This window comes from Pseudomonas sp. LBUM1648, assembly GCF_059716145.1.
Genome location: NZ_CP166808.1, coordinates 949,984 through 964,937, shown reverse-complemented (window position 1 = coordinate 964,937; position 14,954 = coordinate 949,984). Strand labels below are relative to the sequence as shown.

At 60.0% G+C, this 14,954-nt stretch carries 14 protein-coding genes; 8 read left to right on the top strand and 6 right to left on the bottom strand.

Annotation, left to right across the window (positions count from 1 at the left end):
- The first annotated feature begins 16 nt into the window (after positions 1-16).
- The 5 genes from gatA (at position 17) to ACA043_RS04145 (ending at position 4,996) form a co-directional block, all read left to right on the top strand.
- Positions 17-1,468, top strand: coding sequence for an Asp-tRNA(Asn)/Glu-tRNA(Gln) amidotransferase subunit GatA (gatA, locus tag ACA043_RS04165; RefSeq protein WP_401271916.1), 1,452 nt, complete (start codon positions 17-19; stop codon positions 1,466-1,468).
- A gap of 10 nt (positions 1,469-1,478) precedes the next feature.
- Positions 1,479-2,924 carry an Asp-tRNA(Asn)/Glu-tRNA(Gln) amidotransferase subunit GatB gene (gene gatB / locus ACA043_RS04160; protein ID WP_489879234.1) on the top strand — a complete coding sequence of 482 codons (1,446 nt, stop codon included), beginning with the start codon at positions 1,479-1,481 and terminating at the stop codon, positions 2,922-2,924.
- A gap of 218 nt (positions 2,925-3,142) precedes the next feature.
- Positions 3,143-3,514 carry a septal ring lytic transglycosylase RlpA family protein gene (locus tag ACA043_RS04155; protein ID WP_187676764.1) on the top strand — a complete coding sequence of 124 codons (372 nt, stop codon included), beginning with the start codon at positions 3,143-3,145 and terminating at the stop codon, positions 3,512-3,514.
- Between the two features lie 46 nt (positions 3,515-3,560).
- Positions 3,561-4,622 (top strand): calcium/sodium antiporter, encoded by a 1,062-nt coding sequence (locus ACA043_RS04150; RefSeq protein ID WP_489879235.1) that lies wholly within the window; start codon positions 3,561-3,563, stop codon positions 4,620-4,622.
- The gene (locus ACA043_RS04145) at positions 4,619-4,996 is read left to right on the top strand and encodes a carboxymuconolactone decarboxylase family protein (protein WP_489879236.1); all 378 of its coding nucleotides are present in this window, start codon (positions 4,619-4,621) and stop codon (positions 4,994-4,996) included. Before ACA043_RS04150 ends, ACA043_RS04145 begins: the two co-directional genes overlap by 4 nt.
- An 81-nt stretch (positions 4,997-5,077) precedes the next feature.
- Here the strand turns inward: ACA043_RS04145 and ACA043_RS04140 are convergent, their stop codons facing one another.
- From ACA043_RS04140 to kdgD, 5 genes are all read right to left on the bottom strand, one after another.
- Positions 5,078-6,019, bottom strand: coding sequence for an AEC family transporter (locus tag ACA043_RS04140; RefSeq protein WP_497658663.1), 942 nt, complete (start codon positions 6,017-6,019; stop codon positions 5,078-5,080).
- A gap of 262 nt (positions 6,020-6,281) precedes the next feature.
- Complete coding sequence (gene garD, locus ACA043_RS04135) at positions 6,282-7,835, bottom strand: galactarate dehydratase (protein WP_497658662.1); 1,554 nt, start codon at positions 7,833-7,835, stop codon at positions 6,282-6,284.
- An 11-nt stretch (positions 7,836-7,846) separates the two neighbouring features.
- The gene (locus ACA043_RS04130) at positions 7,847-9,307 is read right to left on the bottom strand and encodes an MFS transporter (protein WP_497618193.1); all 1,461 of its coding nucleotides are present in this window, start codon (positions 9,305-9,307) and stop codon (positions 7,847-7,849) included.
- An 88-nt stretch (positions 9,308-9,395) separates the two neighbouring features.
- On the bottom strand, positions 9,396-10,841 hold the full coding sequence (locus ACA043_RS04125) for an aldehyde dehydrogenase family protein (protein WP_401271921.1): 1,446 nt from the start codon (positions 10,839-10,841) through the stop codon (positions 9,396-9,398).
- A gap of 73 nt (positions 10,842-10,914) precedes the next feature.
- Positions 10,915-11,826, bottom strand: a complete 912-nt coding sequence (gene kdgD, locus ACA043_RS04120) for a 5-dehydro-4-deoxyglucarate dehydratase (protein ID WP_042557640.1) — start codon at positions 11,824-11,826, stop codon at positions 10,915-10,917.
- Between the two features lie 235 nt (positions 11,827-12,061).
- Between kdgD and ACA043_RS04115 the strand changes: the two genes are divergently transcribed.
- The 3 genes from ACA043_RS04115 to ACA043_RS04105 all read left to right on the top strand — a co-directional run bounded on the left by ACA043_RS04115 (position 12,062) and on the right by ACA043_RS04105 (position 14,161).
- Complete coding sequence (locus ACA043_RS04115; protein ID WP_497658661.1) at positions 12,062-13,366, top strand: phospholipase; 1,305 nt, start codon at positions 12,062-12,064, stop codon at positions 13,364-13,366.
- Positions 13,367-13,381: 15 nt separating this feature from the next.
- Complete coding sequence (locus tag ACA043_RS04110; RefSeq protein ID WP_497658660.1) at positions 13,382-13,573, top strand: hypothetical protein; 192 nt, start codon at positions 13,382-13,384, stop codon at positions 13,571-13,573.
- Positions 13,574-13,846: 273 nt separating this feature from the next.
- Positions 13,847-14,161, top strand: a complete 315-nt coding sequence (locus ACA043_RS04105; RefSeq protein WP_489879241.1) for a hypothetical protein — start codon at positions 13,847-13,849, stop codon at positions 14,159-14,161.
- A gap of 4 nt (positions 14,162-14,165) precedes the next feature.
- Here the strand turns inward: ACA043_RS04105 and ACA043_RS04100 are convergent, their stop codons facing one another.
- A complete protein-coding gene (locus ACA043_RS04100) occupies positions 14,166-14,915 on the bottom strand; it encodes a FadR/GntR family transcriptional regulator (protein ID WP_187676755.1) in 750 nt (249 codons plus the stop codon).
- Between the last annotated feature and the right edge of the window lie 39 nt (positions 14,916-14,954).

Below are 14,954 nucleotides of genomic sequence, written 5' to 3'. Positions count from 1 at the left end.
AGGGAAAGAGCCTGCAATGCATCAAATGACTCTGGCCGAGATCGCCCGCGGTCTCGCCGATAAAAAGTTTTCCTCCGAAGAGCTGACCAAAGTCCTGCTGGCGCGTATCACCCAGCTCGACCCGCAGCTCAACAGTTTCATCAGCCTCACCGAAGAGCTGGCCATCGAGCAGGCGAAAGCCGCCGACGTACGCCGGGCCAACGGTGAGAGCGGCGCGCTGCTTGGTGCGCCGATCGCCCACAAAGACCTGTTCTGCACCCAGGGCATCCGCACCAGTTGCGGCTCGAAGATGCTCGACAACTTCAAGGCCCCGTATGACGCCACCGTGGTCGCGAAACTGGCCGCAGCCGGTGCCGTGACCCTGGGCAAGACCAACATGGACGAATTCGCCATGGGTTCGGCCAACGAGTCGAGCTGGTACGGCGCAGTGAAAAACCCGTGGAACCTGGAACACGTGCCTGGCGGTTCGTCCGGTGGTTCGGCGGCGGCCGTTGCCGCTCGTCTGTTGCCTGCGGCCACTGCCACCGACACCGGTGGTTCGATCCGTCAGCCGGCCGCGTTCACCAACCTCACTGGCCTGAAACCGACCTACGGTCGCGTTTCGCGCTGGGGCATGATTGCTTACGCTTCCAGCCTCGATCAGGGCGGCCCGTTGGCGCGCACTGCCGAAGACTGCGCAATTTTGTTGCAAGGTATGGCCGGCTTCGATCAGAACGACTCCACCAGCATCGATGAGCCCGTGCCGGATTACTCCGCCAGCCTCAACACGTCGCTGCAAGGCCTGCGCATCGGTGTGCCGAAGGAATACTTCAGCGCCGGTCTCGACCCGCGTATCGCCGAGCTGATCCAGAACAGCATCAAAGAGCTGCAGAAGCTCGGAGCCGTGATCAAGGAAATCAGCCTGCCGAACATGCAGCACGCGATTCCTGCGTACTACGTGATCGCCCCGGCCGAAGCTTCTTCGAACCTCTCGCGTTTCGACGGCGTGCGTTTCGGCCACCGTTGCGAGCACCCGAAAGACTTGATCGACCTGTACAAGCGCTCACGTGGCGAAGGCTTCGGGCCTGAAGTACAGCGCCGGATCATGGTCGGTGCCTATGCGCTGTCCGCCGGTTACTACGACGCCTACTACCTGAAGGCGCAGAAAATCCGTCGTCTGGTGAAGAACGACTTCATGGCTGCCTTTAATGAAGTCGACATCATCCTCGGCCCGACCACGCCGAACCCGGCCTGGAAACTCGGCGCCAAGAACAGCGACCCGGTCGCTGCCTATCTGGAAGACGTCTACACCATCACCGCCAACCTCGCGGGCCTGCCGGGCCTGTCGATGCCGGCCGGTTTTGTCGACGGTCTGCCGGTTGGCGTGCAACTGCTCGCTCCGTATTTCCAGGAAGGCCGTTTGCTCAACGTTGCGCATCAGTATCAGTTGAACACTGACTGGCACACCCGCACCCCAACCGGCTTCTGAGGAGACACACATGCAATGGGAAGTCGTGATCGGGCTGGAGATTCATACCCAGCTCACCACCCGGTCGAAAATCTTTTCCGGTAGTTCGACCACGTTCGGCTCCGAGCCGAATACTCAGGCGAGTCTGATCGACCTGGGCATGCCCGGCGTTTTGCCGGTGCTGAACCAGGAAGCAGTGCGCATGGCGGTGATGTTCGGTCTGGCGATTGACGCCGAGATCGGTCAGCACAACGTGTTCGCCCGTAAAAACTACTTTTACCCGGACCTGCCGAAGGGCTACCAGATCAGCCAGATGGAATTGCCGATCGTCGGCAAGGGACACCTGGACATCGCGCTGGAAGACGGCACGGTCAAACGTGTCGGCATCACCCGTGCGCACCTGGAAGAAGACGCCGGCAAGAGCCTGCACGAGGAATTCAACGGTGCTACCGGCATCGACCTGAACCGTGCCGGCACGCCGCTGCTGGAAATCGTCTCCGAGCCGGACATGCGCAGCGCCAAGGAAGCCGTGGCTTACGTCAAGGCGATCCACGCGCTGGTGCGTTACCTGGGCATCTGCGATGGCAACATGGCCGAAGGTTCGCTGCGTTGCGACTGCAACGTGTCGATCCGTCCGAAAGGTCAGGAAGCCTTCGGCACGCGCTGCGAGATCAAGAACGTCAACTCGTTCCGTTTCATCGAGAAGGCGATCAACTCCGAGATCCAGCGTCAGATCGAGCTGATCGAAGACGGCGGCAAAGTGATCCAGCAGACCCGTCTGTACGATCCGAACAAGGACGAAACCCGTCCGATGCGCTCCAAAGAGGAAGCCAACGACTACCGTTACTTCCCCGATCCGGACCTGCTGCCCGTGGTCATCGAAGAGTCGTTCCTGGGCGAGGTGCGCGCCACCCTGCCGGAACTGCCTCCGCAGAAACGCGAGCGCTTCCAGGAGCAATTCGGTCTGTCGGTCTACGACGCTAGCGTGCTGGCCACCAGCCGCGAACAAGCCGACTACTTCGAGAAAGTTGCAGCCATCGGCGGCGACGCCAAACTGGCGGCGAACTGGGTGATGGTCGAGTTGGGCAGCCTGCTCAACAAGCAAGGCCTGGACATCGACGAGTCGCCGGTTTCCGCTGAACTGCTGGGCGGCATGCTGCAGCGCATCAAGGACAACACCATCTCCGGCAAGATCGCCAAGGTTGTGTTCGAAGCGATGGCCAACGGCGAAGGCAGCGCGGACGAGATCATCGAAAAACGCGGTCTCAAGCAAGTCACCGACAGCGGCGCGATCTCGGCGGTGCTGGACGAAATGCTCGCGGCCAATGCCGAGCAGGTCGAGCAATACCGCGCGGCAGACGAAGCCAAACGCGGCAAGATGTTCGGCTTCTTCGTCGGACAGGCCATGAAAGCCTCCAAAGGCAAGGCCAACCCGCAGCAAGTGAACGAACTGCTGAAAAGCAAGCTCGAAGGCTGACCACAATGGAGCCAGATCCACATCCTGGCTCCACCCCTTGTGGGAGTAACCTGTGGCGAGGGGATTTATCCCCGTTGGGCCGCGAAGCGGCCCCAATTGCTGAGCTTGATTTGCACCAGATAAACCGAGTTCTCAGATTTTGGGACTGCTGCGCAGTCCAACGGGGATAAATCCCCTCGCCACAGGTCGCTCCCACATTTGTTTCGGGAAACCTTTGAATGAAGCGTCTGTTAGTCAGCTGCGCCCTGCTCTCTTTACTGGCCGGATGCGCCAGCACCGACACCATCGACCCGCACGGTTACGACCAGACCGGCGTCGCCTCCTATTACGGAGCCAAACACCACGGTAAACGCACCGCCAGCGGCGAAGCGTTCAACCAGCATGGCCTGACCGCCGCCCATCGCCAGTTGCCGTTCGGCACCCGGGTAAAGGTCACCAATCTGAAGAATGACGAATCCGTCGTGGTGCGTATCAACGACCGCGGCCCCCATACCCGTGGCCGACTGATCGACCTGTCCCGCGAGGCCGCAAACCAGATCGGCATGCTGCGCGCCGGTACTGCGCGGGTCCGCATTCAGGCCCTCGACTGATGGAGCGCCGACCATTTTCGGACTGACCGATTTACCGCTGATCAGCGTGATCGAATTGCTCGCCGGGCTATGCCTGCTGATCTTCGGTGCCGAACTGATGGTGCGCGCAGCGGTGCGCCTCGCCGCGCGACTGAATGTACGGCCACTGATCATCGGCCTGACCATCGTCGCCCTAGGCAGCAGCGCCCCGCAGATGGCGGTCAGTCTGCAAGCCGCACTGGCGCACAATCCCGACATCGCCGTCGGTAGCGTGGTCGGCAGCAGCATCTTCAACATCCTCGTGACCCTCGGCTTGTCGGCGCTGATCATTCCGCTGCGCGTGTCGCGGCAACTGGTGCGCCTCGATATTCCGCTGATGATCGGTGCCTGCCTGCTGGTGTTCGTTCTGGCGTGGAATGAGGAAATCGGTCGCATCGACGGCATCCTCTTACTGGGCGCACTGGCGCTATACCTTGGTTTGCTGCTGCGCCAGTCACGGCACTCGACACGACCGCATTCGGAGCATCCCGAAGCAGCGCAGACGTCCTGGATCGGTTGTTCGCTGATGATCATTGTCGGTCTGGCGATGTTGGTCTTCGCCGGACATCTGCTGTTGGGCGCTGCCGTTGTGGTGGCGACCGATCTTGGATTTTCCGAGCGCGTCATCGGCCTGACCGTGGTGGCCGTCGGCACCTCGCTGCCGGAACTCGCGACCTCGCTGATCGCCGCATTGCGCGGGCAACGGGACATTGCGGTAGGCAACGTGATCGGTGCCAATCTTTTCAACTTGCTCGGGGTACTCGGCATCACCGCGTTGATCGCGCCGACACCGCTGTCGGTGTCGCCCAATGCGCTGGATTTCGACTTGCCGGTGATGCTCGGTGTCGCAGCGCTGTGTCTGCCGGTGTTCTATTCCGGCTACCGCGTGACCCGCGCCGAAGGTCTGCTGCTGCTTGGTTTGTATCTGGCGTACGGGCTGCATGTGGTGTCGTTCACCACCGGCATGCCGCTGGCCGGCAAGCTTGAGCGGCTGATGTTGTTTTACGTCTTGCCGACGCTGCTGACGTTTTTGCTGATCACGTCAGTCATCGCCTGGCGCCGCCAACACCACAAAAAGGATATGCCATGACCGAGTCGAAGAAGTCCGGGGTTGAAGTCCGCCGCCAGGTAATGGGCGATGCGTTTGTTGATCGGGCGCTGGGCAACGCCACGGAATTCACCCAGCCGCTGCAGGATTTCGTCAATGAGCATGCCTGGGGTGGCGTGTGGAACCGCGAAGGCCTGCCGTTGAAGACCCGCAGTTTGATCACGCTTGCTGCGCTGACTGCCTTGAAATGTCCGCAAGAGCTGAAAGGTCATGTGCGCGGAGCGCTGAACAATGGCTGCACAGTGGATGAGATTCGCGAGGCGCTGCTGCATTGTGCGGTATATGCCGGTGTGCCGGCGGCGATCGATGCGTTTCGGGCAGCGCAGGAAGTGATCGACAGTTACCAGAAGAGCTAAAAGATCGCAGCCTTCGGCAGCTCCTACAGGGGAACGCAATCCTGTGAGCTGCCGCAGGCTGCGATCTTTTGATCTTGCCGGTCAGATCCACCCGCCCCACTGCAAAAAGAAGATCCCGACATTGGTGGTGATCGCCGCCATCAGAGTGGTCAGCACAATGATCGCCGCCGCCAGCTCGTGATTGCCCTGCGCCGCCCGGGCCATGACAAAACTGGCTGCCGCCGTCGGGCTGCCGAAGTACAGAAACAGAATCCCCAGTTCAGCCCCGCGAAAACCGCATAGCCATGCGCCGAACGTCGCCAGCACCGGCAGGCCGATCATCTTCACCAGACTGGAACTGAGCGCCATGTTGCCGCTCTTGCGCAGCGCCGCCAGCGACAAAGTGCCGCCGATGCAGATCAGCGCCAGCGGCAAAGTGGTCTGCGCCAGATACTGGCCGGAGGTTTCCAGCCACCCCGGCAGACCGATCTTGAAATAGGCAAACGGCGCCGCCGCGATCACGCTGATGATCAGCGGATTGCTGAAAACGCTTTTGCAGATGCTCCACGGATCGGACTTGATCACCGGGCTGTACACCGCCAGCACGATGGTCGACAGCGTGTTGTAAAACAGGATCACCAGCGCCGCGAGAATCGCCCCGAGGGAAATCCCGTACTCGCCGTACATGCTCGCGGCCAGTGCCAGGCCGATCACACCGTTGTTGCCGCGAAACGCGCCTTGGGTATAGATGCCGCGATCTTCACGCCGACAGCGCAAAATCGCCCAGCCCCAGGCCACAGCAAAACTCACCAGCGTGGCAATGGAGAAATAGATCAGCAGTGCCGGTTGCAACGCGGCGTGCAAGTCGGCATGCAGGATGCCAAGGAACAGCAACGCCGGCATGGTGACGTTGAACACCAGCGACGAGGCCGTGTGGATGAAGTTGTCGTTGATCCAGTCGATGCGCTTGAGCAGCACACCGAGAAACAGCATGGCAAACACCGGCGCGGTGATGTTCAGGGTTTCGAGGAAGATTGCCAGCATGCCGGGGAGCCTTGGGTGAGCGTCGTTAGGGGGCTAATGATAAGCCAAAAGCTTCAAGAGCCCCTCACCCTAACCCTCTCCCGGAGGGAGAGGGGACTGACCGAGGTGTCTTTCGCTATACATCGACCTGAAAGTGCGAGTCGATTATGGATTCAGCCAAGCACTTTCAGGTCGATGTACTTCTAAAATATTCCCGAATCGGCCCCCTCTCCCTCCGGGAGAGGGCTGGGGTGAGGGTAAGCTTTTGACCTCCCCCCAAAACTCAGGTAATCGGCGCCGGATTGAACAACGTAATGTCGTTATGCAGCTTGTGCTTCTCCGCCCAGGTCTGCTGCTTGCCGCTCGCCACGGCCAGGTAGTAGTGGAACAACTCCCAGCCCAACTCCTCGATCGTCGCGCGCCCGGTGGCAATCCGCCCGGCGTCGATGTCGATCAAGTCAGGCCAACGCTGCGCCAGTTCAGTACGCGTCGAGACCTTCACCACCGGCGCCATCGCCAAGCCATACGGCGTGCCGCGCCCCGTGGTGAAGACATGCAGGTTCATCCCTGCCGCCAACTGCAACGTGCCGCAGACAAAATCACTGGCCGGGGTCGCACAGAAAATCAGCCCCTTCTGCTTGAAGCGCTCGCCCGGGCCAAGCACGCCGTTGATCGCGCTGCTGCCGGATTTGACGATCGAGCCCAATGACTTCTCGACAATGTTCGACAACCCGCCCTTCTTGTTGCCCGGCGTGGTGTTGGCGCTGCGATCCGCTTCGCCCTTGGCCAGATAACGGTCGTACCAGTCCATCTCGCGCACCAGTTCCTCGGCGACAGCCTTGGTCTGGGCGCGAGAAGTCAGTAGATAAATCGCATCACGCACTTCGGTGACTTCGGAAAACATCACCGTCGCCCCCGCGCGCAGCAGCAAGTCCGAGGCGTATCCCAGCGCCGGGTTGGCGGTGATGCCGGAGAACGCGTCGCTGCCGCCGCACTGCATGCCGAGGATCAGCTCGGACGCTGGTACGGTTTCGCGGCGACGCTGGTCGAGCTTCTTCAAGCGGACTTCAGCCAGTTCCATGATCTGCTCGATCATCTCGGTAAAACCGTGACTGGAATCCTGCAAGCGATACAGCCACGGCTCGCTGAGATCCACCGAAGCATCGTCCTCGTGCATCACCTGCGCGGCCTGCAATTTCTCGCAGCCCAGACCGATCACCAACGCCTCGCCACCCAGGTTCGGGTTGCGTGCCAGATTGCGCACGGTGCGAATCGGGATGTAGGCATCGGTGGCCGTGATCGCCACGCCGCAGCCGTAACTGTGGGTCAATGCGACTACGTCATCGACGTGCGGGTACTTCGGCAGCAGTTCTTCCTTGATGCGTTTCACCGCGTGATCGAGCACGCCAGTCACGCATTGCACGGTGGTGGTGATGCCGAGGATGTTGCGCGTGCCGACCGTGCCGTCGGCGTTGCGATACCCCTCGAAGGTGAAGCCTTCCAGTGGTGCCTGAGCGTCCGGCACCTCGGTCGACAGCGGCAGGCTGTTCAGCGGCGGCGCGGTCGGCATGCGCAGTTGATCTTCCTTGACCCAACTGCCACGGCGGATCGGCTGCAAGGCATAACCGATGATCTGGCCGTAGCGAATCACCTGGCCGCCCTCGGGAATGTCCTCCAGAGTGACCTTGTGGCTTTGCGGCACAAAATCCAGCGTCACCAGGCCATCGGCGAATTCAGTGCCGGCCGGTACGCCCTGGTCATTGACCACAACCACGACGTTGTCCCGCTCGTGCAGGCGGATGTAGCGCGGCGAGTCGGAATGTTCAATCAACTGCATGACGCCGCTCCTCAGGAATGCGCTTGAGACAATTTGCCGGTGGCTTCAGTACCACCTTGGGTTGGCGGCTCTTTCAACACGACACGCTTGATCGGGCCAACGATCACCAGATAGCTGAACACCGCGACCAGTGCGTTGGCACCGACGAACACCAGCGCCCACTTGAACGAACCGGTGGAGCTGATGATGTAGCCAATCACGATCGGCGTGGTGATCGAAGCGATGTTGCCGAAGGTGTTGAACAGGCCACCGCTCAGACCGGCAATCTGTTTCGGCGAGGTGTCGGAAACCACTGCCCAACCCAGTGCGCCAACGCCTTTGCCGAAGAATGCCAGGGCCATGAAGCCGACCACCATCCACTCAACATCGACATAGTTGCAAGCCACGATGCTGCTGGACACCAGGAGGCCGGCGATGATCGGCGCCTTGCGGGCGAAGGTCAGAGAATGACCCTTACGCAGCAGGTAATCGGAAATCACCCCGCCGAGCACACCACCGATGAAACCGCAGATCGCCGGCAAGGACGCAATGAAACCCGCCTTGAGAATGGTCATGCCACGCTCTTGCACCAGATAAACCGGGAACCAGGTCAGGAAGAAGTAAGTGATGCCGTTGATGCAGTATTGGCCCAGGTATACGCCGAGCATCATGCGATTGGTCAGCAACTGACGAATGTAATCCCACTTCGGGCCGTCGGATTTTTTGCCGCGCTGGTCCATGTCGACCATGCCGCCGTTTTCGGCGATGTGTTTGAACTCGGCATCATTGATGCGCGGGTGTTCGCGCGGGCTGTAGATCACTTTCAGCCAGATCAGCGAGAAGACGATCCCGAGAATACCCATGACGATGAACACGTGCTCCCAGCCAAAGCTGTAAACGATCCAGCCCATCAGTGGGGCGAACAACACGGTGGCAAAGTATTGCGCCGAGTTGAAAATCGCCGAGGCGGTACCGCGTTCAGCAGTTGGAAACCAGGCAGCGACAATGCGTGCGTTACCGGGGAAGGACGGCGCTTCAGCCAGGCCGACCAAGAAGCGCAGCATGAACAGCGCAACAATCGCCGTGGACATGCCGAATTCACCGACAAAGCCTTGCAGCACGGTGAACAGCGACCAGGTGAAAATGCTCAGGGCATAGACTTTTTTCGAGCCGAAGCGATCGAGCAACCAGCCACCGGGGATTTGCCCGGCCACGTAGGCCCAACCGAATGCGGAGAAGATGTAACCGAGGGTGACCGCGTCGATACCGAGGTCTTTTTGCAGGCTGGAACCGGCGATCGCGATGGTGGCGCGGTCGGCGTAGTTGATCGTGGTCACCAGAAACAGCATGAGCAGGATCAAATAGCGGACGTGAGTCGGCTTGGACGATTGCATGTAGATGTACTCCCACTGATTATTTTTATGCGCGGGTGAATCTTCTTTGGTCTGGCTTTTATTCCCTGTAGGAGCTGCCGAAGGCTGCGATCTTTTGATCTTGTTTTTAAGATCAGGATCAAAAGATCGCAGCCTGCGGCAGCTCCTACAGGGATTGCGGTGTCAGGGTCGACACCGCGTGCTCCATTCAGGAGCCGATGTAGCTGGTCTTCACGACCGTGTAGAACTCTTGCGCATAGCGGCCTTGCTCACGTGATCCATAGGATGAACCCTTACGCCCACCGAATGGAACGTGGTAATCCACGCCCGCCGTCGGCAGGTTGACCATCACCATCCCGGCCTGCGAGTGGCGCTTGAAGTGGTTGGCGTACTTCAGCGACGTGGTGGCAATGCCCGCCGACAAACCGAATTCGGTGTCGTTGGCCATGGCCAGTGCGGCGTCGTAATCGGCGACGCGGACGATGTTCGCCACTGGGCCGAAAATCTCTTCGCGGCTGATCCGCATCGAGGCTTCGCTGTCGGCAAACAGGGTCGGCGCGAGGAAGTAGCCCTCGGTGTCGCAGGTCACCAGACCACCGCCGCTGACCAGACGTGCACCTTCGGACTGGCCGATGTCGATGTACTTCATGTCCTGCTCAAGCTGCGCTTGCGAAACCACTGGACCGATATCGGTGCCGGATTTCAACGCGTGACCGACCTTGATCGACTTCATGCGTTCGGCCATGGCTTCAACGAATTTGTCGTGAATCCCGGCGGTAACGATCAAGCGGCTCGACGCGGTGCAACGCTGACCGGTGGAGTAGAACGCGCTCTGCACCGACAGTTCGACCGCTTGCTTGAGGTCGGCGTCGTCGAGAATGATCTGCGGGTTCTTGCCGCCCATTTCCAACTGAACCTTGGCCTGACGCGACACACAGTTGACCGCGATCTGCCGACCGACGCCGACCGAACCGGTGAAGCTGATGCCATCGATTTTCGGGCTGTTGACCAGCGCCTCACCGACGACACGACCGCTGCCCATCACCAGGTTGAACACGCCGGCCGGGAAGCCTGCGCGCGAGATGATTTCGGCCAACGCCCAGGCGCAGCCCGGGACCAGATCGGCAGGTTTGAGCACTACGCAGTTGCCGTAAGCCAGGGCCGGGGCGATCTTCCACGATGGAATGGCAATCGGGAAATTCCACGGGGTGATCAGGCCGACCACGCCGAGTGCTTCGCGGGTCACTTCGACGTTGACGCCCGGGCGCACCGACGGCACGTAGTCGCCGGACAGACGCAGGCATTCACCGGCGAAGAATTTGAAAATGTTGCCGGCGCGGGTCACTTCGCCGATGGCTTCGGGCAGGGTTTTGCCCTCTTCCCGAGCCAGCAAAGTGCCGAGTTCTTCGCGGCGGGCGAGGATTTCCGTGCCGACTTTATCCAGCGAATCGTGACGGGCCTGAATGCCCGAAGTCGACCACGCCGGGAACGCCGCGCGGGCGGCGTCGATGGCGGCGTTAACCTGAGTCAGGTCAGCCTTGGCGTAATCGCCAATGGTGTCGCTCAACTCGGACGGGTTGATGTTGGCCGAGTAATCGGCAGCGGCGACCCATTCACCGTTGATGTAGTTGTCGTAACGTTTTGCATTTGCCACGGGACAGCCCTCGAAACTAAAAGCCTTCACGCAAAAAGCCGCTGATTGCTCAGCGGCCTCGGTTTGTCGTGTGTTACTGCGCACCTTGCTTGTCGATCAGTGCGGCGAGCATTTCGTACTCTTCGCCGGTCAGGTCGGTCAGCGGTGCCCGCACCGGGCCTGCGTCATAGCCGGCGATTTTTGCGCCCGCCTTGACGATGCTCACGGCGTAACCGGCTTTGCGGTTGCGGATGTCCAGGTACGGCAGGAAGAAGTCATCGATGATCTTGCCGACGGTGGCGTGATCTTCACGGGCAATCGCGTGGTAGAAATCCATCGCGGTTTTCGGAATGAAGTTGAACACTGCCGACGAGTAAACCGGCACGCCCAGCGCCTTATAGGCAGCGGCGTAGACTTCGGCGGTCGGCAGACCACCCAGGTAGCTGAAGCGATCACCGAGGCGGCGACGGATCGACACCATCAACTCGATGTCGCCCAGACCGTCCTTGTAACCGATCAGGTTCGGGCAGCGCTCGGCCAGACGTTCCAGCAGCGGCGCGGTCAGGCGGCAGACGTTGCGGTTGTAGACGACCACGCCGATCTTGACCGATTTGCACACGGCTTCAACGTGGGCGGCAACGCCGTCCTGGCTGGCTTCGGTCAGGTAGTGCGGCAGCAGCAACAGGCCTTTGGCGCCCAGACGTTCGGCTTCTTGAGCGTATTCGATGGCCTGACGGGTCGAACCGCCAACGCCAGCGAGGATCGGCACGCTGGTTTCACAGGTGTCGACGGCAGTCTTGATGATTTCCGAGTATTCGCTGGCGGCCAGGGAGAAGAACTCACCCGTGCCACCGGCTGCGAACAAGGCCGAAGCGCCATACGGGGCCAGCCATTCCAGACGCTTGATATAGCCCGCGCGGTTGAAATCGCCCTGCGCGTTGAAATCAGTGACCGGGAAAGACAGCAGGCCGGCAGAGAGGATGGACTTCAGTTCTTGTGGATTCATTATTCGAACACCCTGGGTAGCAATATTGTTGTGAGTAAACCTTTCAGCGCTCGCTGAAGTTGTAGGTCATCGTACAACTTAAAAGATAACCGTCAACTGCATTTCATCGTTGGCGGGCACTTTTTGTCGGACAAGATCGTTTCTTGACGTAGGAAATTTCTCGGCTAAGGTTTGTTTAGCTGTATATACATACAGCTAAACATAAACCTTCCGATGACATATCAAGGAGAAAGAAATGTCCGGTCTACACCCGAAACCTCAGGAAAAACCCAAGCCGATCATTGCCCGTTTTGATGATCTGTTCACTGAATCCGGCATCGGCTTTGACGCCGAAAATCCGCATCTGGTGCTGCACATCGCCGATGCCCACAGCGATGTCGAACCGGTCACTGCCCTCCCCGCAAACGCCTTTAAAGGCAGGCCGCAGGCACGCTTCGAAGGTGGCGAACACACGGCCATCGGCGACAACACGCTGCTGCGCTTTGTCGAAAATGCCGAACCGGTGCTCGCGCAAAACGTGCAACTGCACCTGCCGAACGGCTCAGCCTTCACTTACGGCCAGGTTCTGGCGTTGGGGGGTGATTTCTACGGCATCCCGGATCGCCCGATCAGCGAAGGCGCTACGCCGGTGGATCGCCTGCAACGTTTCAACGCCGCTTTCGACTCTCTTGCGGTGTTGCCCGCCGCACGGGCCGAAGCCACGCAGATTCTTGCGGTAATGCAAAAAGAGATCGACGCGGTTAAACAGGCCATCAAGGACGGGAAACAACCGCACGAAGCCTACGACGCGCTAGGAGATACGTTGTCCGAAGAGTGGAACAAAATCACCGGTGGCGGCAGTTTTGTCTCGGCGCTGTTCCCGCTTGGTCGTTACTTGAAACTGGCAGCAAATAACGCAGACCACTTTGGCGAATGGGCAAAACTGGCCTATATCGCCGGCCACACCGCCGCGCTGCAAACCGCCATTGCTGCCCGCGCCAATCAGGATGAGCTGCAACTGGAACGGGCTTACGCGATGAACGCGTTTGCCGACCACTTCCTCACCGACCTGTTTTCCTCCGGCCACCTGCGGGTGCCACGCAAGGAGCTGGCGGCAGTGGTGACACCGAGCGATCTGGGTTCGTTGATCACCCGTTTTATGCACGATGAGGACAGCAAATTCGGCCTCAAGGTACAAAACAGTCGTGGTGATCAGTGGCGGGCATACGGTGACAAGCGCTACTTCGAGGCCACCGACGCCGACAACCGCCAACAGGTCAATCAAGCGGTGCAAACCTCGGCAGATGAAGTGTTCGCGGCTTACCTCAGCGGCAACCTCCCCGCGCCTTCCGCGTTCGCCGCGCTCAAACGCCTGCCGGACCTGACGGCGGTACTGAATCTGGCGAACAACTTCTCGCCACTGTTCCGCACCGAAGGCGGCAAAGTGTTGCGGCGCAAGGACGTCAACAACCTCAACGACACCGCGACCGTCGACGACTGGTGGGGCTGGAGCACTTACCTGCTGCTCAAGGATTACCACCCGACCGGCAACGTCAATTAATCAAGGAGAACCGCCATGACGATCACATTGAAACTGGAACTGGCCTCGGGCGAATCGCTCAAGGGTGCGCCGCTGGAGTTGTTGGCCAAAGGCCTGCCGATCGCCCGGGCGACGGTAGATGCCCAAGGTTACGCAACCTTTGATGCCAAACCCGTTGCCGGCCTGCTCGCCGTAAGAGTTGACCGGTCAATTCTGCCCCTTCACTGACGCAACCCTCCCCTGTAGGAGCTGCCGCAGGCTGCGATCTGTTGATCTTGCTTTTTAAAATCAAAGTCAAAAGATCGCAGCCTGCGGCAGCTCCTACAGGGGGCTTTGAAATGACTGGAAATGAACGGTTTAAAACACCTTCCGCGAGAGTCTTTTACCGTGCAGAACCGCCGTGAATGGATCACGGCGCACTACGCATGGAGAGCGACCCTCATGACTTTAGCCTCACCCACACTCCCGCAATTTTTGCCTCATTCATCTGAAACGGTAACCGTGAACTTGTCGGAACTGAGCGATCACCTGATCGTTGAGGTCCCGGACTCCAGCGACTTTGCAGCCAATTGGAGCGTCTACGCCATTCTTGGCGACGATCCCGAAGAGCCCGAATGGGCAGGCGAAGAAGTCGATACCGGCGCCTGGGATGACGCCGAGGACGAGATGGAAAAACTCACGGGCATCGAATTGCAGATTCCGAAGGAAGTGCTGAAGACGTACGTGAGTTGCGAAATTGAACTGCGCTACAAGTTTCAGGACGAATCGAGCATGGAGCCGTTTTCGGCCCCGCTGATGCTGCGTATCGAAGCCTAAGCCGTTACCCCCGCTGCGCCTGCGCCTCTTCATGGGCCTGGCGCAGTCTTTCGCGGCTGTTGGTCAGGTGCAGACGCATGGCCGCACGGGCCGCATCGGAATCCTGGCGGGCGATGGCCTCGTAGATTTCCTCGTGCTCACGGCTCAGGCGATTCATGTAGTGCTGCTGATCGTCATGGGCCAGTCGCGCCGAATTCAGCCGGGTACGCGGAATGATGCTGGTGCCCAGGTGGGTCATGATGTCGGTGAAATAGCGGTTGCCCGTGGACAGGGCGATTTCCAGGTGAAACGCGAAGTCAGAAGCCACGGCGTCGCTGGCATGGGCGACACTGTCGTTCAGCGCATCGAGGGCGGCACGCATGGTTGCCAGTTGCTCGGGGCTGCGGCGTTGCGCGGCGAGGCCGGCGGACTCCACTTCGAGGCTGATGCGAAGTTCAAGAATGGCCAACACGTCACGCAGGGTAACGACGGTGGCCGGGTCGATACGAAAACCGCTCGGGCTCGGTGTGTCGAGCACGAAGGTACCGATGCCGTGGCGGGTTTCCACTTGGCCGGCGGCCTGCAAACGGGAAATCGCCTCGCGCACCACCGTACGGCTGACGCCATGGGCTTCCATGATCGCCGACTCAGTGGGCAATTTGTCGCCGCGCTTGAGCAGGCCATCGCGGATCTGCTCGCTCAGCACCGTCACCAGTTCCTGAGCCAGACTGCGGCGCTTGCGCGGCAGGCGCGGGGTTTCGATCGCGTTTTCCATAGTCTGTATCTTGTCTCGAAAATTCGGCTTGGGGGCATC